Origin of the sequence: Methylobacter tundripaludum (assembly GCF_002934365.1) — a bacterium.
Taxonomy (GTDB): domain Bacteria; phylum Pseudomonadota; class Gammaproteobacteria; order Methylococcales; family Methylomonadaceae; genus Methylobacter_A; species Methylobacter_A tundripaludum_A.
In genome coordinates this window covers 1-22,371 of sequence record NZ_PTIY01000026.1, presented here as the reverse complement: position 1 = coordinate 22,371, position 22,371 = coordinate 1, and the positions used below count along the sequence as shown (strand labels likewise).

General features: G+C 51.7%; 22 protein-coding genes. 8 read left to right on the top strand and 14 right to left on the bottom strand.

Translation table 11 applies throughout. The annotated features are described in order from the left end of the window. Window positions 1–45 precede the first annotated feature (45 nt). The 3 genes from B0F88_RS18255 to B0F88_RS18245 all read left to right on the top strand — a co-directional run bounded on the left by B0F88_RS18255 (window position 46) and on the right by B0F88_RS18245 (window position 3,284). Complete coding sequence (locus B0F88_RS18255; RefSeq protein ID WP_104425377.1) at window positions 46–528, top strand: FKBP-type peptidyl-prolyl cis-trans isomerase; 483 nt, start codon at window positions 46–48, stop codon at window positions 526–528. Between the two features lie 174 nt (window positions 529–702). Next, window positions 703–3,015 (top strand): bifunctional 23S rRNA (guanine(2069)-N(7))-methyltransferase RlmK/23S rRNA (guanine(2445)-N(2))-methyltransferase RlmL, encoded by a 2,313-nt coding sequence (gene rlmKL / locus B0F88_RS18250; RefSeq protein ID WP_104425376.1) that lies wholly within the window; start codon window positions 703–705, stop codon window positions 3,013–3,015. Continuing rightward, a complete protein-coding gene (locus tag B0F88_RS18245) occupies window positions 3,015–3,284 on the top strand; it encodes an acylphosphatase (protein WP_104425375.1) in 270 nt (89 codons plus the stop codon). Before rlmKL ends, B0F88_RS18245 begins: the two co-directional genes overlap by 1 nt. Before the next feature lie 25 nt (window positions 3,285–3,309). On the opposite strand, the gene B0F88_RS18240 is transcribed toward B0F88_RS18245, so the two are convergent. After that, window positions 3,310–3,921, bottom strand: coding sequence for a protein-methionine-sulfoxide reductase heme-binding subunit MsrQ (locus B0F88_RS18240; protein ID WP_104425374.1), 612 nt, complete (start codon window positions 3,919–3,921; stop codon window positions 3,310–3,312). Then, on the bottom strand, window positions 3,921–4,865 hold the full coding sequence (gene msrP, locus B0F88_RS18235) for a protein-methionine-sulfoxide reductase catalytic subunit MsrP (RefSeq protein WP_104425373.1): 945 nt from the start codon (window positions 4,863–4,865) through the stop codon (window positions 3,921–3,923). The genes B0F88_RS18240 and msrP overlap by 1 nt, the downstream gene beginning before the upstream one ends. 357 nt (window positions 4,866–5,222) lie before the next feature. Between msrP and B0F88_RS19470 the strand changes: the two genes are divergently transcribed. Beyond that, window positions 5,223–5,987 carry a peptidoglycan-binding protein gene (locus B0F88_RS19470; protein ID WP_181049955.1) on the top strand — a complete coding sequence of 255 codons (765 nt, stop codon included), beginning with the start codon at window positions 5,223–5,225 and terminating at the stop codon, window positions 5,985–5,987. A gap of 152 nt (window positions 5,988–6,139) precedes the next feature. Next, window positions 6,140–6,598, top strand: coding sequence for a hypothetical protein (locus B0F88_RS18225; protein WP_104425372.1), 459 nt, complete (start codon window positions 6,140–6,142; stop codon window positions 6,596–6,598). Window positions 6,599–6,766: 168 nt separating this feature from the next. Here the strand turns inward: B0F88_RS18225 and B0F88_RS18220 are convergent, their stop codons facing one another. The 5 genes from B0F88_RS18220 to B0F88_RS18200 all read right to left on the bottom strand — a co-directional run bounded on the left by B0F88_RS18220 (window position 6,767) and on the right by B0F88_RS18200 (window position 10,241). Continuing rightward, a complete protein-coding gene (locus B0F88_RS18220) occupies window positions 6,767–7,060 on the bottom strand; it encodes a type II toxin-antitoxin system RelE/ParE family toxin (protein ID WP_104425371.1) in 294 nt (97 codons plus the stop codon). Window positions 7,061–7,062: 2 nt separating this feature from the next. After that, window positions 7,063–7,344, bottom strand: a complete 282-nt coding sequence (locus tag B0F88_RS18215; RefSeq protein WP_104425370.1) for a CopG family ribbon-helix-helix protein — start codon at window positions 7,342–7,344, stop codon at window positions 7,063–7,065. Window positions 7,345–7,779: 435 nt separating this feature from the next. Beyond that, entirely contained in the window at window positions 7,780–8,001 is a 222-nt protein-coding gene (locus B0F88_RS18210; RefSeq protein ID WP_104425369.1) for a VF530 family protein, read from the bottom strand. Between the two features lie 2 nt (window positions 8,002–8,003). Continuing rightward, the gene (locus tag B0F88_RS18205) at window positions 8,004–8,846 is read right to left on the bottom strand and encodes a PA4780 family RIO1-like protein kinase (protein WP_104425368.1); all 843 of its coding nucleotides are present in this window, start codon (window positions 8,844–8,846) and stop codon (window positions 8,004–8,006) included. Between the two features lie 105 nt (window positions 8,847–8,951). Continuing rightward, complete coding sequence (locus B0F88_RS18200) at window positions 8,952–10,241, bottom strand: TIGR03862 family flavoprotein (RefSeq protein ID WP_104425367.1); 1,290 nt, start codon at window positions 10,239–10,241, stop codon at window positions 8,952–8,954. 155 nt (window positions 10,242–10,396) lie between these two features. Between B0F88_RS18200 and B0F88_RS18195 the strand changes: the two genes are divergently transcribed. The 3 genes from B0F88_RS18195 (at window position 10,397) to galE (ending at window position 13,582) form a co-directional block, all read left to right on the top strand. Beyond that, window positions 10,397–10,726 (top strand): cupin domain-containing protein, encoded by a 330-nt coding sequence (locus B0F88_RS18195; protein ID WP_104425366.1) that lies wholly within the window; start codon window positions 10,397–10,399, stop codon window positions 10,724–10,726. Window positions 10,727–10,993: 267 nt separating this feature from the next. Then, the gene (locus B0F88_RS18190; protein ID WP_104425365.1) at window positions 10,994–12,523 is read left to right on the top strand and encodes a carbon-nitrogen hydrolase family protein; all 1,530 of its coding nucleotides are present in this window, start codon (window positions 10,994–10,996) and stop codon (window positions 12,521–12,523) included. Between the two features lie 6 nt (window positions 12,524–12,529). Next, window positions 12,530–13,582 carry a UDP-glucose 4-epimerase GalE gene (gene galE, locus B0F88_RS18185; protein WP_104425364.1) on the top strand — a complete coding sequence of 351 codons (1,053 nt, stop codon included), beginning with the start codon at window positions 12,530–12,532 and terminating at the stop codon, window positions 13,580–13,582. Here galE and B0F88_RS19815 read toward each other — a convergent pair. The 7 genes from B0F88_RS19815 to B0F88_RS18135 form a co-directional block, all read right to left on the bottom strand. Next, window positions 13,549–16,014, bottom strand: coding sequence for a carbamoyltransferase HypF (locus tag B0F88_RS19815; protein WP_258076732.1), 2,466 nt, complete (start codon window positions 16,012–16,014; stop codon window positions 13,549–13,551). The genes galE and B0F88_RS19815 overlap by 34 nt on opposite strands. Then, window positions 16,014–17,057 carry a hydrogenase expression/formation protein HypE gene (hypE, locus tag B0F88_RS18170; RefSeq protein WP_104425363.1) on the bottom strand — a complete coding sequence of 348 codons (1,044 nt, stop codon included), beginning with the start codon at window positions 17,055–17,057 and terminating at the stop codon, window positions 16,014–16,016. The genes B0F88_RS19815 and hypE overlap by 1 nt, the downstream gene beginning before the upstream one ends. 64 nt (window positions 17,058–17,121) lie before the next feature. Beyond that, window positions 17,122–17,733: a Uma2 family endonuclease gene (locus B0F88_RS18165; RefSeq protein ID WP_104425383.1), complete on the bottom strand. Its 612-nt coding sequence runs from the start codon at window positions 17,731–17,733 to the stop codon at window positions 17,122–17,124. 527 nt (window positions 17,734–18,260) lie between these two features. Next, window positions 18,261–19,697, bottom strand: coding sequence for a HEPN domain-containing protein (locus B0F88_RS18155; RefSeq protein WP_104425362.1), 1,437 nt, complete (start codon window positions 19,695–19,697; stop codon window positions 18,261–18,263). Window positions 19,698–19,902: 205 nt separating this feature from the next. Next, a complete protein-coding gene (locus B0F88_RS18150) occupies window positions 19,903–20,256 on the bottom strand; it encodes a GIY-YIG nuclease family protein (RefSeq protein ID WP_104425361.1) in 354 nt (117 codons plus the stop codon). A 505-nt stretch (window positions 20,257–20,761) separates the two neighbouring features. Next, the gene (gene hypD / locus B0F88_RS18140; protein WP_104425360.1) at window positions 20,762–21,868 is read right to left on the bottom strand and encodes a hydrogenase formation protein HypD; all 1,107 of its coding nucleotides are present in this window, start codon (window positions 21,866–21,868) and stop codon (window positions 20,762–20,764) included. Beyond that, complete coding sequence (locus B0F88_RS18135; protein WP_104425359.1) at window positions 21,865–22,095, bottom strand: HypC/HybG/HupF family hydrogenase formation chaperone; 231 nt, start codon at window positions 22,093–22,095, stop codon at window positions 21,865–21,867. The genes hypD and B0F88_RS18135 overlap by 4 nt, the downstream gene beginning before the upstream one ends. Between the last annotated feature and the right edge of the window lie 276 nt (window positions 22,096–22,371).

Sequence of the window (22,371 nt, the reverse complement as noted above, 5' to 3'; positions counted from 1 at the left end):
AACTGCTCTCTTTTTACGTTAATAATTACAAAAAAAGGATAGGTCGTGAGAAAAATTCAAACCCAAGCTATTTCAATTATCACCGTCATTCTTATAGGATTCACCATGTTTTCATTGGCCAATGCCACCACCCCTGAAGAAAATAAAGCCGCAGGCATAGCCTTTCTGGCGGAAAACGCTAAAAAACCCAATATCGTGACGACTGCAAGCGGCCTGCAATACGAAGTATTAGCGCCTGGAACCGGCACCGCTTCGCCTTCCGCCACCGATAGCGTTACCGTGCATTACAAAGGTACAACGATTGACGGCGAAGAGTTTGACAGTTCCTACAGCCGCGGCGAACCTGCCACATTCCCACTCAACAGAGTCATCTCAGGATGGACTGAAGGCGTACAACTGATGAAAGAAGGCGCCAAATACCGGTTCTTCATCCCGTCGGAACTCGCTTACGGGGAACAAGGCGCAGGCCGCGCAATCGGCCCGAATGCCGCATTGATTTTTGATGTCGAGTTGATCAAGATTCAGTAAAAAAAGCAGGCTAAAGGCGCAAGGCGAAGGGCAAAAAAGCCGTTACTTTGTGTCTACTGCTCAGCCTTAACCGTTAGTGCCGCCTATTCAAAGCCAGCTTTGAACTCCAGCGTTATTAAGGAGTCCAAAGCTGGCTTTGGACATTTTGCCCTTAGCCTTTTGCCTAAAGCTCTTATGCCCACCTATCAACTCTTTGCGACAACTCCCAAAGCGATGGAAACCATCCTGACCGATGAACTCCAAACGCTCGGCGTAAAAAACATCAAGGCCACGATGGCCGGAGTCGCTTTTCAGGGGGATTTGGAAACGGCGTATCGAGCCTGCCTGTGGTCGAGAACCGCAAACCGGATTTTACTGGTACTGAGCTCTTTCGAGGTTAAAAGCCAGGAGGATCTTTATAAAGGCATACAAAAAATCGACTGGTTTGAGCATATCAATCCCGAGGACAGTTTTGCGGTGTCGTTCAGCGCGAAAAACTCGGCGGCAATTAACAACACCCACTTTGGCGCATTAAAAGTCAAGGACGCCATCGTCGATCAGATGCGGGCGAAGTTTCAAACCCGGCCCAGCATCGATACCGAACAGCCCAATATCCGCATCAACGTTTATTTGAACGGCGAGACCGCCCAACTGAGTCTCGACCTTTCCGGCGAAAGCCTGCATCGCCGCGGTTACCGGGATGTCAGCATCAAAGCCCCGATGAAAGAAAACCTGGCCGCCGCGATGTTGCTGCGTAGCGGCTGGCCCCAAATCGCCAAGCAACAAGGCTCATTGATCGACCCGATGTGCGGTTCGGGAACTCTGCTGTTGGAAGGCGCAATGATCGCCGCCGATTACGCGCCCGGCTTGTTGCGCGACTATTTCGGCTTTACCGGTTGGAAAAAACACGATGCAGGGCGCTGGAAAAAATTACGCGCGGAAGCCGAACAACGCAAAAAAATCGGCCTGGAAAAACTGCCGGTTATCGTGGGCTTCGATCAAAATCGCCACACCGTCAACACCGCCTTGGCGCATATCGCCAACGCCGGCCTGCAAAATAAAATCCATGTCGAACGCCGCGATATTGAAGACGCGGAACCTGCCGAAAGCTGGAAACCCGGCCTGCTTATCTGCAACCCGCCTTACGGCGAACGCCTGGGCGACGAGCAGGAAACGGCCGAATTATATAAAAGATTCGGCGACACGCTTAAAGCCCATTTTACCGGCTGGAAAGCCGCGATGATCATCAGCAACCCGGAACTGGGCTTCCGCTTAGGCATACGCTCGCAAAAGCCGATCACCCTGTTTAACGGCGCACTTGAATGCAAGCTGTTACGGATGGATATTGAACAACGCAATTTCTTCATTCCCAAAGCTAAAAGCCCGGAAGAGCGTATTGCTCAGGTGACCGAAATCAGCAAGGCGCAGGAACAGCGGATTGCTGAAACGGTCAAGACCCGCCCTGCTCCGCAAGCTGAGGCAGTCAGCACCGACAATGAGACAATTGCGCCGGGAGCGGAAATGTTCGCCTACAAGGATGTAGGCGAGGGGCGTGAGCTGGGAGCGGTAAGCTTCGCCAACCGGCTCAAAAAAAACCTGAAAAAACTGTCCAACTGGGCCAAGCAAAACCGCGTCACCTGCTATCGGGCCTACGACGCCGATTTGCCGGAATACGCGGTCGCGGTCGATATTTATCAGGGAGAGCAAACCTGGGTTAACGTGCAGGAATACGAGCCGCCCAAAAGCATCGACCAACACAAGGCCGATCAACGGCTGGCCGGATTGTTGGCCGAAATCCCCCGCGTACTCGGCATCAGCCGCGACCAGGTTTTCCTGAAAATACGCCGCAAGCAAAAAAGCACCAATCAGTACGAAAAGCACGGCGACCAGGGCCGCTTCCACATTATCGAAGAAGGCGGCTGCAAGTTGCTGGTGAATTTTGAAGATTACCTGGACACCGGATTATTCCTCGATCACCGGCCTATACGCCTGTTGATTCAACAACAGGCCAAAGGAAAGCGCTTTTTAAACCTGTTCGCCTACACCGGCAGCGCCTCGGTACACGCGGCAGTGGGCGGAGCCAAATCGACAACCACAGTCGACATGTCCAACACCTATATCAATTGGGCAAAAAAGAACATGACACTGAATGTCAATCAAGGAGAACATGAATTTATTCAGGCCGACTGCCTGGAATGGCTGGCAGCTGAAGCCGGGCAGCCCAGTAAACACTACGATTTGGTTTTCCTCGATCCGCCGACATTTTCCAATTCGAAGCGGATGAACGCGGTGTTCGACATACAAACCGACCATGTGCAACTGATTAATAACGCCGCTTCCTTGCTGTCGCCGGGAGGTGTCCTATACTTCTCCACTAACTTCAGACGCTTTAAGATCGACGAGCAGGCCTTGTCCGATTTGATTGTAGAAGACATCAGCGCGGCAACGATCCCGGAAGATTTTGCCCGCAACCCGAAAATCCATTATTGCTGGAGAATTAAAGAGTGATGCGTAAAGTGAAAATCCTGGTTTCAGGTCGAGTTCAGGGCGTGTATTTCCGCCTTTTTACCCAGAATAAGGCCAAGCATTTCGGCATCAAAGGCAGCGCCAAGAACCTTGCTGACGGCCGGGTTGAAATCATCGCAGAGGCGGGAAGCCTTGCTATTGAGAAATTCATCAAATGGTGCCATAAAGGGCCGATAACCGCCCGAGTCGATCATGTTGAAATCACTGAACTTGAACCCGGTGAATTGTTAACGTCTTTTGAAGTAAAGTGAAAGGCTAAAGGCTAAAGGCTAAAGGCTAAAGGCTAAAAAGTTTAGCGGTTCTCTTGCAATAAACAATAATCCGCATGCCCAATAAAATACTTATCGCCACCGCATAAATCAACGGCTCGGTATAATCCTTTTTTACCAACCAGAAATAATGCACCAGAGCCGTCAACCCCGCCGCATACACCAGCCGGTGCAGCTTTATCCAGCTTCGTCCCAACCTTTTCTGCATTTTTTGGGTCGACGTTGCGGCCAGGGGAACCAGCAGCAAATAAGTCAGCAAGCCCATCAATATATAAGGACTTTTCGGCACCTCGTCTTTAAATGCCTCCCAGGACAGCGATAAATCAAGCACGATAAAAACCAGCAAATGCAGGCTGGCGTAAAAGAAAGCGAACAGGCCCATCATGCGCCTGAAACGTATCGGCCAGCCCTGCCCCGTTATCGTTTTAATCGGCGTCAGCGCCAGGCCTATGCACAAAAAGCGCAAAGCCCAGTCGCCAAAGCCGAAATGCAGGGTTTCTATCGGATTCGCGCCCAGTTGATCGTTGAGTCCATCATTGACCAGCAGCGCAAATGGCGTCAGGCTCAATAAAAAAACGATAATTTTTATGGCCGCCCAGCTTTTTTTGCCAAGTGACATCAGAAATACTGCTTCAGGTCCATGCCGGAATAAAGCGCTGCGACTTCCTCGCCATAACCGTTAAACTTTTCCGTTTCGCGCTTCGGGGTAAAAATACTGCCGCCCAACACCCGCTCGCGGCTTTGACTCCACCGGGGATGAGGCACTTCTGGATTGACGTTGGCATAAAAGCCGTATTCGCCGGGAGCGCTTTTATGCCACGCGGTTTCCGGCATGGTTTCCATAAAACGTATTTTGACTATCGCCTTGATGCTCTTAAATCCGTACTTCCACGGCACGATCAAACGCAACGGCGCGCCGTTCTGGTTAGGCAGCTCATCGCCGTACATTCCGGTAACCATCATCGTCAACGGATGCATCGCTTCATCGATGCGCAAGCCTTCGACATAAGGCCAGTCTAAAACGCCGGAGCGTTGACCGACCATGATTTCCGGGTTATTCAGCGTGGTGAATTCGACAAACTTTGCTTTCGAGGTGGGCTTAAATCGTTTCAACATGTCGCCCAACGGAAAGCCTATCCACGGCACCACCATCGACCAGGCTTCCACGCAGCGGAACCGGTAAATGCGTTCCTGCACAGGATTGTCTTTTAGAATATCCTCCAGATTATAAACGCCCGGCTTTTCCACCTCGCCTGTAACTTCAACAGTCCACGGCGCGGTTTTTAAGGCTTTGGCTAAAACAGTCGAATCTGTTTTATTGGTGGAAAACTCATAGTAATTGGTGTAGTTCGCGACATCCTCGCGATCGGTGACCTGTAACTTCGCCGAATAAGGCCCGACCGGCGCATCGGCGTATTTTCCCGTTGCCGCCTGCCCCGGACTTGGCAGCATAAGCCCCGCCGAAAGCGCAGTCGCCGCCTTAATAAACTCCCGTCGGGACTCGAAAACCGCCCGGTCGGTGATTTGGCTGCTTAAGATGTTTGCTTTGGTTTTGATTAACATGCTCAATCCTTTTGTTGCGGACGTTTACACTAAGGAGTTTAAATCATACATCAAGCCGCTTTAACATCACTACTATTGACAGCCAAAGAAAACCATCCGTTTAATTGAACGTATTTATATATTTTCGGCAATTTCTTATGTTAAATCCAATCGCCATTGGCAAATCGACCTTGGCGGCGTAGACTAACTGCTAATCAACATACCCGTTCAATTCCCTTTAAACATCTTTCGACTCTGCTGTCTGACATTCAAAACCAATGAGAGCGTGCCGTTTGCTAGCCGATTATAAACAAACGTAAACAATCCCAAACACGGGTAACCACAATTAGATACTTACCATATATTTAGGAGAACGCAATGAGTCTAACCAGCCTTACCCAAGCCCCCTCAAACATTAACCCAGGAGTACAATCCGCCAAACTGCAAACCATGTTGACTCTACTCGGCAGTCCGCGTTCTTCCTTCGATGTCGACTGTCAACCTGTTACCAATGCAACACTAAAAAAGCTAATGGTACTTGAAGATGTCGGCCCTTTCCGGGTAACCGGACTAAAGCCTGCGGTCGATGATCTACGAAAGATTTTTGCCGATGTCAAAGCCAACGATAGCGAGCTGTACCAATCACTCGGAACTGCCGGCATGTTATGTTGTAGGCTGGTTCGCGGCACCAAAACGGGAGCCATCAGCAATCATTCCTGGGGAACCGCTATCGACATCAAGATCAACGACCAGCTTGACCGACGCGGTGATAACAAGGTGTTCACAGGATTGATCAGACTGGCGGCATTTTTTAATACTCACGGCTGGTTTTGGGGAGCCGGCTTTGGCACTGAGGACGCCATGCATTTTGAAGTTGGCGATGCCCGAATTAGAGAATTTTATACCACGGGCCGTCTAGGCGGACGCACGGTTTCTGTGCCGGACGCAGCCTTCACTATCGGCGATCGCGGCCCGGAAGTGCGCCGTCTGCAGGAACGACTCAATGCTTTTGGCGCAGAGATGAAGGTGGACGGCATCTATGGACCTGCTACCCATGCAGCGGTTATCGCGTTTCAAGCAGAGAAAGGACTCAAGCCGGACGGTATCCTCGGCCCCAAAACCGCCGCCGCATTGGGTTTGTGAGACGGCTTTACAGAACAAAGTTCTTGGCGCTCTCTCAAATTGCCGTCTTACTCAATTTGTTATCAGCGCCAACGAGCGTAAAACCCGGCACAGTACTTCAAAGCCATTATATTTCTTTGGAACAGAAAGCCTGCCGACCGCTTGTCGGATCTATGCTTACCCGTTACGCTTCCCAAGGCCTTTCGGTTGTCGACTGCCCTGTTGTGATAGCTACAAAGCCTGTGCCGATAGGCTTGCTGGTGGTGTCATCCGATGAGCGTTCATGGATCGAACTTATTATGGGGGACACGGCTTGGTCTAGCGAGGATGAAGTTGTCTATGAGAAACAAAACCAGTTCGGCTACTTTCCCAACGTCGGAGCGGCTCCAGCGGAAATATTGGCCGATAGTGCCGGCACCGCAATGGGCTTAATTTTCCGCGTTACCGCCCAGAATCCTGATCGTCAATCATTAAATCCTGGCAAAGCAAACGCCTCGCGACTGTTTACTCTCGGCTTTCGGAAATCGGGCGTGTGTTTTCTCGGTATCACTCAGGACAATAGCGAAGCGCGCAGATTGATGGAATCGAGCACATCCTGTCTGCGGCTATTAAAGTCACACTCTTTATACTGAGGCTTGTCCTGACAAACCGTAGGCTGGGTGAAGTAACACAAACCCCTGATTTAATGCGAACAATGCTGGGTTTCATTGCATTCAACCCAGCCTACTGTGCTGAGGCCAGATATAAAAATTCATTAAATGGACACGGCAAGGTGCAATCAGTAGCTCATACTCATTGCGTTAACTGCATTCCCATTTACCCGGCCTATTCTGTGCCTCATGAAAAACGCGAAGTATTTGAATTTCGTTGTTAACGATTCGATAGGGCAAGGTATAGGGAAGTCCCGGTATATGCCACTCTAAAACGTCTTCATCATCGGTAACATGCCCGATAAGCGGCTGTTCGGTCAGCATCAATAAAGATTTTTTTATTCTTTCGGAAACCATTTTAGAAGCGCTAGGATTTTCCTTGGCAATGTATTGTCTGATTTCCTTTAAATCTTCTTTTGCGGATGGCAGTAAAACAAACCTCATGTTTACTTGTTAGGGAATATATCGGGTTCCGGCGCCGGCAGTTCGTTTTCATTCCCCCATGAATCCAACCAATCCAGGGTAGCTTCTTGAGAGACAAAAATACCTTTGTCCGCTTCTTTCTTGGCTTCTTGTATGGACTTAAGCTTCCATTCGGTTTTTTTCACATATTCGGCTATTGCTTTAGTTGCAATTTGCGCTTGCGAACGATGAGAAATTTTACTGATTGTCTCAAGGCTTTTCTTTAGATCATCCGAAAGCCTGATTGAAAGTTGCGTAGTAGTCATAGCGTTTATACCGAATGTGGTTAAATTGTAAGACACTCGCCTACACTGTCCGTTTTTTTTATCGTAGTCAACTGTATTTTTCTAAATGAGTGTTTTCAGGCAAAGCTCGGGAAATCGAATATTCATATAAGCCTAGAAAAATCAGTTGAGCATTCCAAACCCCGTTCGCCCTGAGCCCAGTCGAAGCCTATCATGAGTTTGTCGAATGGGGTGAGCGGGGTTTGGAATGCTCACCAAATGGGTGAAGCGTAAAATCCGCTCATGCTTCGACAAGCTCAGCACGAACGGATTTTACGCGTTCCAACTGATTTTTTTAGGATAAACGCTTACCGACATTGGTAACGTCTGATCGAGACCACAAGCCGACTTTGAACGACCAAAGCAAGCTTTGGATTCCAATATCGGAGTTCAAAGCTTGCTTTGCAACACCAAAAATCACCCAGCTTTTTTTGTCAGATACAACTCTTCAACCTGCTTTCTCGCCCAGTCCGTCTTCCTTAAAAACTTCAGACTCGATTTGATGCTGGGATCGTTATTAAAACACCGGATATCGATCAGCCTGCCCAGTTCGTCCCAGCCGTAATCGGCTACCAGCTCTTCGAGTATCCTTTCCAGGGTAATGCCGTGCAGCGGATTTCCCGGTTGTTGGTCACTCATGGCTAATCTTCCCGTTCATAACGCCGTTGCAGCGCTTCATCCCGCGCATCCTTGATTTCACGCATGATGCTGCGAACATCCGCCACTTTGGTGCTGCCCTTGAATCGGCCGGTCAATTCGACTTGCGGCGTCAAATCGCCGCTCTCGTAGAGCTTCCAGATTTCTTTGCCGTATTGGGTAGTCAGCAGCTCGGGAGCGAATCGGCCGAAATAGTCGGCCAGATTGTCGACATCGCGCTCCAGCATTCTGGCCGCATTGTTGTTCGCCGCCGCATCGACCGCTTGCGGCAGGTCGATGATGACCGGGCCGTTGGCGTCAACCAGTATGTTGTATTCGGAAAGATCGCCATGCACCAGCCCGGCGCAAAGCATCCTGACCACTTCCTTAATCAGCAAGCCGTGGTATTCAAGCGCCTGTTCCCTGGTCAACTCAAGGTCGTTAAGCCGGGGTGCGGCGCTGCCGTGTTCATCGGTGACCAACTCCATCAACAACACGCCCTCGACAAAGTTATAAGGCTTCGGGACGCGCACACCGGCGGAGGCAAGACGGTATAACGCATCGACTTCGGCGTTTTGCCAGACCTCTTCCTGCTGCTTCCGGCCAAAACGGGTGTTTTTTTCCATCGCGCGAGCCTGACGGCTGTTCCGCACCTTGCGCCCTTCCTGATACAGGGCCTGCTTGTGGAAACCGCGTTTGTTGACGTCTTTATAGACTTTGGCGCAGCGTATCTCGCCTTCGGAAAGAACAACGTAGACAGCCGCCTCTTTACCGCTCTTTAACGGACGAATAACTTCGTCGACAAGACCATCCCGCACCAACGGTTCAATACTTTTTGGAGTTTTCATAGCCGCCCTTATACGCTGCCCTGGTAAAAGTTAAAAATATTAGCGACCTTTTTCTTCGACATAGACTTTGATCCGGTAATTTTTTCGTGCATATTCTAGTGTATTTTATGCCGCTGGCGTCGACAGGTTTAGCGATTTGCCTTTACAGTCACATTGCAACCAGGCCAATACGCCCTCTCCTGCAACTCGCCCGCCGGCAAAACAGGCGGTTAACAAATAGCCGCCGGTCGGCGCTTCCCAGTCCAGCATCTCACCGGCACAGAACACGCCCGGCAGGGAACGTATCATTAACCGCTCGTCGAGCGCCTCAAAGCTGACGCCGCCTGCGCTGCTGATGGCTTCATCAATCGGCCTTGCCGCAACCAGCTTAACCGGCAGCGCCTTAATAGCTTCGCAAAGACGAAGCGGATCGTCAAAATCCGCTTTCGATAAAACTTCTCTCAGCAATGCGGCCTTTACGCCGCCAATGCCGATGCGCTTGCGCAAATGATTCGCCATACTGTGCTTGCCGCGCGGAGCTGAAATCCTGTCGATCAGAAACTGTTTGTCTTTGCCGGGAGCCAGATCAAGATAGATCAACGCCGTTCCGGCCGCCGCAATCTGTTCGCGCAACAATGCCGACATCTTGTAAATCAGACTGCCCTCAACGCCATCGGCTGTCACAACCAATTCGCCCTGCTCGCAAAATTTAAGCCCGGTCGAATTGGTGGAAGACGCCAGCACCGGCTTCAACGGCTGCCCGGCAAAACGATTCTGGAAAAACTCGCTCCAGCCTACGTCAAACCCGCAGTTTGAAGGCTGTAGCGGCTCAACCGAGACCCCGCGTTGAGCCAGCAGCGGCACCCACGCCCCGGTAGAACCGAGCCGCGCCCAACTGCCGCCGCCCAAGGCCAGCACCACCGCATCGGCGCTGACAAGCTTCTCTCCCTCCGGCGTTTGAAAGCGCAGCGTCCGCCCGCTCCAGCCCAGCCATTGATGCCGCATATGAAACTTGACGCCGCCGATACGCAAGCGATGCAACCAGGCGCGCAACAAAGGCGCGGCCTTCATATCGGCTGGAAACACCTTGCCTGACGAACCGATGAAAGTCCCGATACCCAAACCCTCCGCCCAAGCCCGCAAAGACTCGGAGCCGAAAGCGTCGAGCAGCGGTTTGATATGGGCCTGACCGGAGCCGTAACGCGACAGAAACTTATCGAACGGCTCGGAGTGCGTAATATTCATGCCGCCCTTCCCTGCCATCAGAAATTTACGCCCGACGGACGGCATCGCATCGTAAAGATCGACCTTCACGCCCGCCTGGCTTAAAACTTCCGCAGCCATCAATCCGGCAGGGCCGCCGCCGATAACCGCGACAGTCCGGCGCTCGCATCGGTTATCTTCCGGTTGCGGCATTACGCCTTGTAAATTTATCGATGCGTTGCTGATTTTCTTGCTCTCTACAATTAAATTGATTATTTTTCCATGACTTGCAGAATATCTGCATGCGATGCAAATCATTATACAATACCATCCAGCCACTGAATTCATAAAATCAAAACCACAATCGCATGAATCCTGCTAACGACAACTTTTTTAAAAACATACCGGATCAATTACCGGAAGAACTGATTGAATGCCTCTTGAATCGGGATAATGTTCGGATTGAGCGCATTATATCCAAAGGCCATATTACGCCGTCCGGGCAATGGTACGATCAGGATGGGGACGAATGGGTCATGCTGCTTCAGGGAGAGGCCGTTGTTCTGTACGAAAAAGACCAGCAAACCTTCCATCTGATGTCCGGCGATTACCTGCTGATTCCCGCCCATACCCGGCACCGGGTCGAATGGACTCCGCCGGACATTCATACCATCTGGCTGGCGGTTCATCTGCATTGAAACAGATAAAAAGCCATGCGCTCCTTAAGGAAACGCGGATTTAGCCCTTCGACAGGCTCAGGACGAACGGTAACATATTGATTCCGTTCGTGGTGAGCCTGTCGAACCATGAACGGAAGCATTTTGTTCAGCGCTTCCTTAGAAACCGAGGCGCAAGCGGCCCGCCCTACCCGCTGAAGATTATTTCCGCCATTTAGCCCTTTCTCCAATCCGTTTAAATACGCATTGTCATAAATCCGTCAAAAAGCAGGCTTATACTTTTTGACTATGAAAAAGGACAAGATTAAAAAGCATAAGCTTCTGCTGCGTCATCTAACGCTTGATGACTACGACAACATCGCGGTGCTGATGGAGCATGTCTACGGTAATTTGGGCGGGGCCTGGAAGAAAGACCAGTATGCCTCCCAAATCACCCGCTTCCCCCAAGGACAAATCGTTATTGAAGACAACGGCCAGCTGGTCGCCGCCGCATTAAGCATGATCGTGGATTATGCCCGCTTTGGCGATACCCATACCTACGCCCAAATTACCAGTAACGGCTACCTGACTCATCACGACCCGATGGGCGACACCTTGTACGGCGTCGATATTTTTGTCCATCCCAAGTATCGGGGCCTGCGCTTGGGCCGAAGATTGTACGATGCGCGCAAAGAAATATGCCGGAACTTGAACCTGCGCCGGTTTATCGCAGGCGGACGGATTCCCGGCTACGCCAAATACGCCGACACCTTAACGCCGGTGCGTTATATCGAGGAAGTCAAAAACCGGGAAATATTCGACCCGGTACTCTCATTTCAGCTGTTCAACGGCTTCCATGTGCGCAAGCTGCTGACCGGCTATCTGCCTGTCGATGCCGAGTCGAAGGGCTTTGCGACCCTGCTTGAATGGGTCAACCTTGATTATGTCGACAAAACGCCCTCGATCGGCGGCTCCAAAAACATTATCCGCTTGGGCGTCGTGCAATGGCAGATGCGGACCCTGACCAGCGTCGAGGAATTGCTCAAGCATGCCGAATTCTTTATTGACGCGGTAGCCGGCTACCATGCCGATTTTGTGCTCTTTCCCGAATACATGAGCGCGCCGCTGATGGGATTGTTTAATGACAAAAGCCCTCCCGACGCCATTCGCGCCCTGGCCGGTTTTACCAGCGAAATAAGAAATGGCCTGCTGGAAATGGCCATGTCTTACAACATCAACATTATTGCCGGTTCCATGCCCGAGTACAGCGCGCATGAACTCTATAACGTGTCGTGGCTGCTCAGGCGCGACGGCACTTTTGAAGCCCAATACAAAATCCATGTCACGATTGATGAAGTCAGTTGCTGGGGCGTTCAAGGCGGGAATGCATTAAAAGTATTCGATACCGATTGCGGCAAGATTGCAGTATTGATCTGTTACGATTCCGAGTTCCCGGAACTTGCCCGCTTGGCGACTGTCCAGGGCGCGCAGATCATTTTTGTGCCGTTCTGGACCGACACCAAAAACGCCTATCAGCGTGTGCGTTATTGTTCCCAGGCCCGCGCGATTGAAAATGAATGTTTTGTCGCAATTACAGGCAGCGTCGGCAATCTGCCGTATGCGGAGAATATGGACATCCAATATGCGCAAGCCGCCATTTTCAGCCCCAGCGATTTTTCGTTTCCGCATGACGCCATCTTGGCGGAAGCCACCCCCAACACCGAAATGACGCTGATCGCCGACGTCAATCTGGATTTGTTAAAACAAGTTCGTACTCGTGGCGCCGCTCGCAATCTCGCGAACCGGCGCGCTGATCTGTATCGCTTAGAGTGGATTTAAAAACCAATGACATCGCCTAAAACTGTTCTCGTCGTCGGCGGCGCCGGCTACATCGGCTCGCATATGGTCTGGCTGCTCGGCCAAAAAGGCGTCGATGTCGTCACCCTCGACAACCTTTCCACCGGATTCCGCGACGCCGTCCTGCATGGCCGCTTTGTGCATGGCGATATTGCCGACCGGTTGATCCTCGACAAAGTGTTTAGCGAGCACAAATTCGATGCGGTCATGCACTTTGCGTCGTTCATCCAGGTGGGCGAGTCCGCACAAGACCCCGCCAAGTATTACCATAACAACGCCGTCAACACCCTCAACCTGCTCAACGCGATGCGCGCCCATAGCGTCGATAAATTCATTTTTTCGTCGACCGCCGCCATCTTTGGCGAACCGGACTACGTCCCGATCGATGAGGCGCACCCCAAGCGGCCTATCAATCCCTACGGCTCCAGCAAGCTGATGATTGAGCAGGCCTTGGCCGATTACGACCGCGCTTACGGCCTCAAATCCGTGTGCTTGCGCTATTTCAACGCCGCCGGCGCGCATCCCGACAGCTTGCTTGGCGAACGGCACGACCCCGAAACGCACCTGATCCCGCTCGTGCTGCAAGCCGCCTCAGGCCGTCGTCCGCACATTACCGTGTTCGGGCGCGATTACGATACTCCCGACGGCACCTGCATCCGCGATTACATCCATATCCTCGACTTGGCCGAAGCGCATTGGCTGGCCCTGCAATACCTGCAATCGGACGGACAATCCACCGCATTTAACCTGGGCAACGGCAACGGCTATTCGGTCGAAAGCGTCATCCGAGCGGCCGAGCGAGTCACCGGCAAGATCATCCCCGTGCAGGAAGGCCAACGCCGGGCGGGCGACCCTGCCCGCTTGGTCGCTAATGCGACCGGAATAAAGCGGGAATTGGGCTGGCAGCCTGCCTATGCGGATTTGGATACGCTGGTCGAACACGCCTGGCGGTGGGAATGCAGCCGCATGCCCGGATTCGCGGAAGCGAAAGAGACCCGCCGCCTTCCTCAAATAGCCCTTGCCGCGGCAATCACCGCTTGACCTAATGCCAAACCGCCGTCGTTCATCGGATAATGTTGCGGCGACAGCACGGTTTTACCGCATTGCCGCAATTGCCCGGACACCGCTTCCAGCAGCAGCCGGTTTTGGAACACGCCGCCGCTGAGCACGATACTGTCGATGCCGGTTTGGCGGCTCAGCATATTCAGCAGCTCGACCGTAGCGGCAGCCAGACTATGGTGGATGCGGGCGGCAATCCGCGCTTTATCGACACCGCACTTAAGATCGGTCAGCACCGCTTGCCACAATCCTTGCCAACTTAGGATCGAGACTGAATCCGGCCCCCTCTCCCCCAGGGAGAGGGTTGGGGTGAGGGGATAAGGCCGCTCGTCTGCAAACAGCGGCGTAGCCAATATCTCCAGCGCAATCGCGGCCTGCCCTTCGTAATAAACCTGTTCGCCGTGCAGGCCGAGTGCGGCGGCGAAAGCGTCGAACCAGCGGCCGCAGGAAGTGCTCGGCGGCGAGTTGATCTGTTTGCCGATCATCGTCGCCAGCGTCGCCAGCGGCTTGCTTGCCAATAATTTCATGACGTCCAGATCCGCATAATCCTGTTGCAGCGTTTGCCAGTCGAAATAATGCAGCAGTTGCGCATAAGTGTTGCGCCACGGTTCGCGCATGGCCTGGGTGCCGCCGGGCAAGGCGACAGGCTGGAAACAGCCGAGCCGGGTGTAGCCCTTGTAATCACCCAACAGGAATTCGCCGCCCCATAACTCGCCGTCGTCGCCCAGCCCCAAGCCGTCGAAGATGGCGGCCAATACCGGCGGCGCATCCAACGCGACACCGTGTTCGGCCAGGCAAGCGGCCAGATGGGCGTGATGATGCTGCACCGGCGCTAAAACCGCCGCTTCGGTTTCGGCCAGTATTTGGCTGTATTGGGTAGACAGATACCCCGGATGGTGATCGACGGCGATACGCTCCGGCCTGAAGCCGTACATCTGCCTGTACAGCGCGATAGCCTTGCGGTAATCGCCTTGGACGGCGGCGTTTTCCAAATCGCCGATATGCTGGCCTACGACCGCCTGGCCGTTTTTCAGCAAACAGAAACTGTTCTTAAGCTCCGCGCCCATCGCCAGGATGTTACCGGCTTGCTCGAAACCGGGCGGCAATATCAGTGCTTCCGGGCTGTAACCGCGCGCCCGGCGCAGCAAGCGTATTTGACCGTCCATTAACCGAGCCACCGAATCGTCCAGCCGGTTGACGATGTCCCGGTCGTGCAGCAGCAGATAATCGGCAATATCGCTAAGCTTTTCGCGCGCCTCGCCGTTGTCCGTGCATTGCGGTTCATCGCTGATATTGCCGGAAGTCAGCACGATAGGGGCGTCCAAATCCTGCAATAACAACGTGTGCAGCGGTGTGTAGGGCAGCATGAAGCCTAGTACGTGCGCTCCTTCTCCCTCAGGGAGAAGGTTGGGATGAGGGGATGAAAATAAGCATTCTTCCTTATTTTGATTTCCCCTCACCCAACCCTCTCCCTCTGGAGAGGGCTTTATATTGTTTGAGTCAGCGGTATTAAGCTTGTCGTAGTCCGGCGCGATGCCGGGCGCAAGCGTTTCGCCTGATGCCGACAGCAATACAATCGGTGCGGCTTTGTCGTATAGGGCTTGCTTTTCCTGCTCATCCAGGATCGTATAGCGGGCGATGGTTTCCATGTCCCTGGCCATCAATGCAAACGGTTTGGCGTAACGGCGCTTGCGTTCGCGAAGCCGGTTTACCGCATCCGCATCGGCCGCGTTGCAGGCCAGATGAAAACCGCCCAAGCCTTTAATAGCGACGATGTAGCCTTGCCGGATCAACTCGGCGGCATGTGTGAGCGGATCGGCGCAATCCGGCATCTGACCGTGATTATCTTCCAGCCAAACCTTGGGCCCGCAGTCCGGGCAACAATTAGCCTGAGCATGGAAGCGGCGGTCGGCAGGATTGTCGTATTCCTGTTGGCATTGCGGACACATCGCAAATTCCGCCATGCTGGTATGGCAGCGGTCGTAAGGCACGCGCCGGATGATCGACAACCGCGGCCCGCAGTGTGTGCAATTGGTGAACGGATAACGGTAGCGGCGGTTGCCGAGGTCGGCGGTTTCGGCAAGACAATCGGCGCAAGTGGCCGCATCGGCGGCGACAGGCGTCTCTACGCCATTTTGTCGGCTGGCGACGATGCAAAATTCTTCGCTCTGCGGCAGTCCGTCCAACGCCAGCACCTCCAGGCTGTCGATCCGGGCCAGAGGCGGTTTGTGCAGCGGAATTTGCAAGATGAAAGACTCAAGGTCTTCATCGCTGCCGTAGGCATGGATCATCACGCCCAGCCCGTCGTTCCAGACCTCGCCGGTCAGCCGGTGTTGCCGGGCGAGACGCCAGACCGTCGGCCTGAAGCCTACGCCCTGCACTACCCCGCGAACCCGAATCGCCCTGCCGGACATCAGCAGATGCGCGGCAGCTGCTCGCCGACCGGCCAATCGACAATGCGGCGGCCGCCGAACGCCGTAGTCATTTGCACGAAGCCGTGCTCGTCGGCGATCACTTCACCGATGATTGCGGCATCAAGGCCCAGCGGATGCTTGCGCATCACCGCCAGCAGCGATTCGGCGGCAGCCGCATTGCAAATGCACACCAGCTTGCCTTCATTGGCGACATACAGCGGATCTAAACCCAGGATTTCGCAGGCGGCTTTGACTTCGGATTTGATCGGGACTTGAGTCTCATCGATAACCATGCCGACGCCGGATTGCTGCGCCAGCTCGTTCAACGCGGTCGCCAAGCCGCCTCGGGTCGGATCGCGCAAGCAACGGATGTCGGCCGGTGCTGCGGCGACCATGTCGGCGACCAGCGAATTCAGCGCCGCGGAATCGGAAACAATCGTCGTGTCGAATTGCAGGTTTTCCCGCCCGGCCATGATCGCAACGCCGTGATCACCGATCGAGCCGCTCACTAAAATCGCACAGCCCGGTTGCGCAAGGTTGCCGGAAATATTGACGCCCTCCGACACGATGCCGACGCCGGTCGTGGTAATGAAAACGCCATCGCCTTTGCCGCGTTCGACAACCTTGGTGTCGCCGGTAACGACAGGCGTACCGGCGCGCTTAGCGGCCGCCGCCATACTGATAACGATTTTTTCCAGATCGGCCAACGGAAAACCTTCTTCCAGGATGAAGCCCGCCGCCAGATAAAGCGGCTTTGCGCCGGACATCGCGACATCGTTAACAGTGCCGTGTACCGCTAATGAACCGATGTCGCCGCCCGGAAAAAACAGCGGGGAAATTACGTGTCCGTCGGTGCTGATTACCAATCGTCCTGCCGGTACGGTAAACAAGGCTTGGTCGTTATGTTGGCGCAGCAGGTCGTTATCGAAATGCTTGATGAACAATTCGTCGATCAGCTGGGCCATCGCGCGACCACCGCCGCCGTGGCTTAGATCGACTTTGCCGGTTGCTGTATTTAATTTTGTTGTGTAAGGATTGGGCATAGGGATGATTTTGGGTAACTATTCGGGGGATGTTGAATTTCAACAGTTAATACAGGGTGTCTTACTACTTTTGCCAGGTTTCAAACACTTCAGTCAGTTCAACAGCCAATTCGGGAAATAAATGCGGCGTGGCGATGTCATCATCTGTATACATGTGTTTAAGTTGGTAATGCCCGTTATCATCCAGGACAAATTGATGAATCGCTTGGTCATTGGGATAAACGATCCAGTATTCCTGCACTCCGGTTTCCCGATAGAGTTCGAATTTGATTTGCATCTCCCGCTTGGAATTGCCTTTGGATAAAATTTCAATAATCCAGTCGGGCGCGCCGTTGCAGCCTTGTTCGTCCAAAACTTCAGGGTTACAAATAACGCTTAAATCGGGCTGGACAACGGTATGGATGTCTTGGTTGGCTAGAATGGATTTTTTGCGGTCGTATAGGCGCACATCAAAGGGCGCGGCATAAACACGGCATTTTTTATGTTTAAAAAAGTTGTGCAGCAGTGTCGTTAAATTCGCAGAAATATCTTGATGCTTTACATTCGGCGCTGGCGACATCAGCATGATTTTGCCTTTAATCAACTCAACGGCTTCATTTAATTGCCAAGTCAAGTAATCGGCATAACTGTAGGTTTGGTTTAAATCTAATTGCGATAATTGGGTGATTTTGGGCATTTTGTTTAATCCGGTTCTATTCAAAGCTACCAACTTAAGGGGAGGCATAGTTTAAGGTTAAGCCGTTCGTGGTGAGCCCTTCGGCTACGCTCAAGAGAGCCTTGTCGAACCATGAAGGGCTTAACCGTCCCACTTCGACAATATTCTGTTACGGTCATTTTTAATTTGATAGCTTGTAGGGGTTAATCTCTATTTAATCAAGTCTGAAAAGGTAGGGTTAATGTGTCGCTACCGCGACGGGGTTATTTTAATCGGGTTTCTCGCACCCGAGGGCGAGTTACTTTCTTTTGCTTCGCCAAAAGAAAGTAACCAAAGAAAAGGCGACCCGATTGCCGCTTATTTCCTGCGCTCCTCGCTTTTGTCTAGGGTCAGCAGAAGGGGCTCCTGCCCCTCTGCCGACGTGCGGCATCCCTGCCGCACCCCTAACGGGCTGTTCTCGACAAAAGCTCCGGTGCTCGGCGCGGCATACGGGAGAAAACTATTCCGAAATATGCTCGTTGTTCAGATCAATTCTTTAAGTTTGATGATCAGTATTTAGCTTCAAGTTTTTTGTATTCTTCTCTGAGCTGTTTTTGATTCATTAACAAGTCGCCTGTACCTAACGAAAAAAAATAGCTTAACCCAGCCAGTAGAACCATTCTTGAAATCTCTTCTGCTTTATGAGCCGAAGAAACGCAGGATGCATCGAATGGCGAAAGAGACCCATGAACCAGATCCGACCGACATTTGTAAATAGTGGATACTTTTAGTTTTGAGTCGGCGAGGGATTCCTCTGTAGCAAGAGAATAAAGTATAGAAGATCGGTTTGTAACTATGTCCGTAACTCCTCGCTCATTTCCCTCTGCATCTTTTTCAATGCCGGTTCCTGTAATCCGTTCAATTGATGTCACGAATTTTACGATTTTGGCTGCATAGGATTGTTCAGAAACTGCATCGCCATACCATGAAAGTGCATCAATAAATCGAGCACATAACGGAGGAAGGTCACCAAATTCTAACGATAATTTTAAAGTTTTGGTTGCTAAGTCAAAATAATAACCTGCTTCCGTACTTAAAATTTCTAACCACTCATCGCCAATGACATTGGCACCGGCTGTACTGGAAAGAGAAATTTCAAGTTTTCCGCTTTCAACTCTGGTTAGCCTTGCTGACTTGGAAGACTCTCCATAATCTCTTTCAGTTCTTATTTGATCGGTAAACTCACTGCCGAACAGGAGCTTGAGTATATTCAATGCTGTCTTGGTTACCGATATGGCTTTGCTGTATGAAGTTTTCTCATTGCATTCAGAAATTGTCACAACAGCAACCCACTCCCAATTTTCAAACGATGAAAGAAGGCCGTCAACTAACCTTTCCGCCAACTGTTGTGACTGCTCTTCTGTAGCAATACTATCTTCAGGAAATCCGTTTGCAATTGCCTTGGCACAATTCTCCTTATGTTCATCCTTGATCTGAATCCGCAATTGATCAATTTCATCCCCATAAATTGATTCGAACTTTGTTTTATGAAGAAAACTGATTGGACCAATTTCGAAACTATCTATGGTTCTTGAAAAAAATATTGCACAGGGAATATAGTGGGTGAGCTGCTTAAACTCCCGTGACATACTTTTATAGGCAGTAGAAAGCATCTTTTCAGCTTTACTATCATTTATTTCTTCGCCTTCTTGCAGAAATCTCCTTGAGAATTCTTCTTTAAGTTTTTTGACAAACTCATCCAAATTGGTTTTATTCTTTCCTTCTTTCTGCGAGCCGAGGTATCGTTCAGCTATGTTGTAAAATTTTTCTGATGCCTCACGACCGCAAATTATCATTCCTAGCTTTTTATCTGGAATGGAATAAAGGGAATCCATTCTGTGCTTTTGAAAATACTGGATTAAATCCTCGGGTTTCTGTTTGAGAAACCAGTCTACTTTTTCGTAGATGAGACGCAGGTCTTCTAAATTTTGCTGTCTTTTATTCATTCCCTAGTCTCGTCAGGTTAGGCATCAGTTGTAATAACCCGCATATTTGCAGAGTTTCGATCAATCCGAATTTTGTTAAACCTCATTCAGAGCATTTTCTATTGCGCCGTAAATTTGAAACCAAACCTGCCCGTTTTGCCTTTTCTTCGATCACTTCCTTTGGACTCTCTGTGAAATAAAGTAGGTACACACAAGCCCAAATGCTTCAATTAGCATCCCATCGACTTTGTTCGGGAGGGTTTAAAAGTAAATCCGTTCGTCCTGAGCTTGTCGAAGGATGAGCGGATTTACTTTGGGCCAAACGGGATACTTCAGCCCAGTCGCCGCGCATCATGGCTTCTTTCTTTTTGCGGCTCCAACCCTTGATCTGCCGCTCAGCTGATAAGGCTTCTTCACGAGTTGGGCAATCTTGCGACCAGACAAGCTCCAATGGGCGGCGCGTTACTGTATAGCCTGGGCATTCTCCCGCCTGATGTTGGCCGATGCGCATTTCAAGGTTGTCGGTGTGTCCTGTGTAATAGCTGCCGTCGGCACAACGAAGAATATAAACCCAAAACATTTTTTTACCCTTTTTTGTGAACCCTAATCAAAACTTCCTGGGGAGCTTGCTATCTTTCTCCATTCATCCTTCGACAGGCTCAGGACGAACGGAGAAAGATAGCAAGCCTATAGCGTCGATTGAGTTTAGGACTACAGTGTGTCGATTAACCTCGGATTTCGCTACTCTTCATCAAGACTAATTTCTAGTACATCTTGCAACATTTGAAATCAAATTTATCCGGTTTACCCACAAATCTTGGGAGGGATTCCTCCCGTATGCCGCACCGAGCACCGGAGCTTTCGGCGGGAACAGCCCGTTAGGGGCGCTGCATGGATGCAGCGCGTTGCCAGAGGGCCAAGGATGGCCCTTCTGGCACCCCCCCGTCGAAAGCGAGGAGCGCAGGAAGCAAGCGGCAACCGGGTCGCCTTTTCTTTGGTTACTTTCTTTTGGCGAAGCAAAAGAAAGTAACTCGCCCTCGGGTGCGAGAAACCCGATTCAAATAAACCTGTCGCGGCAGCGACACCTACCCCCGAACCCGCCCATACGACCAATACGCCGCACAAGCCCCTTCCGACGACACCATGCAAGACCCCATCGGATTTTCCGGCGTACAAACCGTACCCAACAACTTGCAATCCTGCGGTTTTTTCGCACCGCGCAGAATGGCGGGACATTCGCAGCCTTTTACGTCACTCGCCTGAATCGCAGGCATATCAAAGCGTTGCTCGGCATCGAAATCGGCATAACCATTTTTCAATTTCAATGCACTGTCGGGAATCAAACCCAAACCGCGCCATTCGAATTGCGGCCGCAACTCGAACACTTCCTGCACCAGCGCTTGCGCTTTCTGGTTGCCTTGCCGGGTGACGGCGCGGCTGTATTCGTTTTCGACCTCGTGACGGCCTTCGTTGAGCTGGCGTATCAGCATCAGCGCAGATTGCATTACGTCCAGCGGTTCGAAACCGGCGATGACTATCGGTTTCGCATAACGCCCGGCAAATGTTTCATAAGGCTGGCTGCCTATTACGGTGCTGACGTGGGACGGCCCGAGAAAAGCATCAATGGCGACCGGTTGCGGCGCATCCAGGATCGCCTGCATCGCGGCGGGCGTCAGCACATGGTTGCAGAACACTGAAAAATTAGCCAGCTCCTCGGCCTGCGCCTGCTTAATCGCGACGGCGGTTGGCGGCGTGGTGGTTTCAAAGCCGATCGCGAAAAATACCACCTGTTTTTCGGGATTTTCCTTGGCGATTTTCAACGCGTCTTGGGTCGAATAAATCATCCGAATATCCGAGCCGCCCGCCTTGGCTTTCAGCAAGCTGTTGCGGCCGGTGGCCGGAACCCGCATCAAGTCGGCATAAGTGCAAAGAATCACATCCGGGCGTTCGGTCAGTTGTATCGCATTGTCGATACGGCCTGTCGGCAATACGCAGACCGGGCAACCGGGGCCGTGAATGAATTCGACGTTGTCCGGCATTAAATCCTGAACGCCGTAGCGGAAAATGGCATGGGTATGGCCGCCGCAAAATTCCATCAGCCGGTAATGGCGGCCCCGATCGACGGTTTGCGCTATGGCTTTGGATAGCTGCTGGGCGAGGTCTTGCTGCCTGAATTCGCTGATGTATTTCATGCGTCTGACATTAATCCGGCTTCGGCAAACAAGGCCAGGGTTTTTAAGGCTTCGTCCTCGTCGATTTTATTCAGCGCGTAACCGACATGCACCAGAACGTAATCGCCGAGCGCGACATCATCGACCAGCGCCAGCGACACTTCGACTTTGACATTACCGACCGATGCGGTCGCCATGTTGTTGGCGGCATCAAGAGCGACGATTTGGGCGGGTAGGGCTAGGCACATATAAAAGGATCTCTGTGGTTTATAGACTGCGCTTATGTATTTAATATTGATTAATTCACCACGAAGACACGAAGAGCACGAAGAAAAGCAAAGGATAAAACTTCGTGCTCTTCGTGTCTTCGTGGTGTTCTTTTAAATTTAGCTTTATATCAAGGGCGGATTCAACTCCGAAGTGCAATTCTAGTAATCATGCGGCATCCCTCTCTTGTTCAGGAAAAAAGACCTCATGAGGTGTTTTAAAATTGAGTGTTTTTCGAGGGCGATGGTTGAGCTTAT

Excerpts from the sequence above, each read along its gene's own strand:
- B0F88_RS18225 (WP_104425372.1), top strand. The coding sequence starts at position 6,140 with ATGCTTACCCGTTACGCTTCCCAAGGCCTTTCGGTTGTCGACTGCCCT.
- B0F88_RS18215 (WP_104425370.1), bottom strand. The coding sequence starts at position 7,344 with ATGACTACTACGCAACTTTCAATCAGGCTTTCGGATGATCTAAAGAAA.
- B0F88_RS18195 (WP_104425366.1), top strand. The coding sequence starts at position 10,397 with ATGAATCCTGCTAACGACAACTTTTTTAAAAACATACCGGATCAATTA.
- B0F88_RS18190 (WP_104425365.1), top strand. The coding sequence starts at position 10,994 with ATGAAAAAGGACAAGATTAAAAAGCATAAGCTTCTGCTGCGTCATCTA.
- B0F88_RS18240 (WP_104425374.1), bottom strand. The coding sequence starts at position 3,921 with ATGTCACTTGGCAAAAAAAGCTGGGCGGCCATAAAAATTATCGTTTTT.
- B0F88_RS19815 (WP_258076732.1), bottom strand. The coding sequence starts at position 16,014 with ATGTCCGGCAGGGCGATTCGGGTTCGCGGGGTAGTGCAGGGCGTAGGC.
- msrP (WP_104425373.1), bottom strand. The coding sequence starts at position 4,865 with ATGTTAATCAAAACCAAAGCAAACATCTTAAGCAGCCAAATCACCGAC.
- B0F88_RS18150 (WP_104425361.1), bottom strand. The coding sequence starts at position 20,256 with ATGTTTTGGGTTTATATTCTTCGTTGTGCCGACGGCAGCTATTACACA.
- B0F88_RS18210 (WP_104425369.1), bottom strand. The coding sequence starts at position 8,001 with ATGAGTGACCAACAACCGGGAAATCCGCTGCACGGCATTACCCTGGAA.
- B0F88_RS18245 (WP_104425375.1), top strand. The coding sequence starts at position 3,015 with ATGCGTAAAGTGAAAATCCTGGTTTCAGGTCGAGTTCAGGGCGTGTAT.
- rlmKL (WP_104425376.1), top strand. The coding sequence starts at position 703 with ATGCCCACCTATCAACTCTTTGCGACAACTCCCAAAGCGATGGAAACC.
- B0F88_RS18165 (WP_104425383.1), bottom strand. The coding sequence starts at position 17,733 with ATGCCCAAAATCACCCAATTATCGCAATTAGATTTAAACCAAACCTAC.
- B0F88_RS19470 (WP_181049955.1), top strand. The coding sequence starts at position 5,223 with ATGAGTCTAACCAGCCTTACCCAAGCCCCCTCAAACATTAACCCAGGA.
- B0F88_RS18200 (WP_104425367.1), bottom strand. The coding sequence starts at position 10,241 with ATGCCGCAACCGGAAGATAACCGATGCGAGCGCCGGACTGTCGCGGTT.
- hypD (WP_104425360.1), bottom strand. The coding sequence starts at position 21,868 with ATGAAATACATCAGCGAATTCAGGCAGCAAGACCTCGCCCAGCAGCTA.
- B0F88_RS18205 (WP_104425368.1), bottom strand. The coding sequence starts at position 8,846 with ATGAAAACTCCAAAAAGTATTGAACCGTTGGTGCGGGATGGTCTTGTC.
- B0F88_RS18155 (WP_104425362.1), bottom strand. The coding sequence starts at position 19,697 with ATGAATAAAAGACAGCAAAATTTAGAAGACCTGCGTCTCATCTACGAA.
- hypE (WP_104425363.1), bottom strand. The coding sequence starts at position 17,057 with ATGCCCAATCCTTACACAACAAAATTAAATACAGCAACCGGCAAAGTC.
- B0F88_RS18135 (WP_104425359.1), bottom strand. The coding sequence starts at position 22,095 with ATGTGCCTAGCCCTACCCGCCCAAATCGTCGCTCTTGATGCCGCCAAC.
- galE (WP_104425364.1), top strand. The coding sequence starts at position 12,530 with ATGACATCGCCTAAAACTGTTCTCGTCGTCGGCGGCGCCGGCTACATC.
- B0F88_RS18220 (WP_104425371.1), bottom strand. The coding sequence starts at position 7,060 with ATGAGGTTTGTTTTACTGCCATCCGCAAAAGAAGATTTAAAGGAAATC.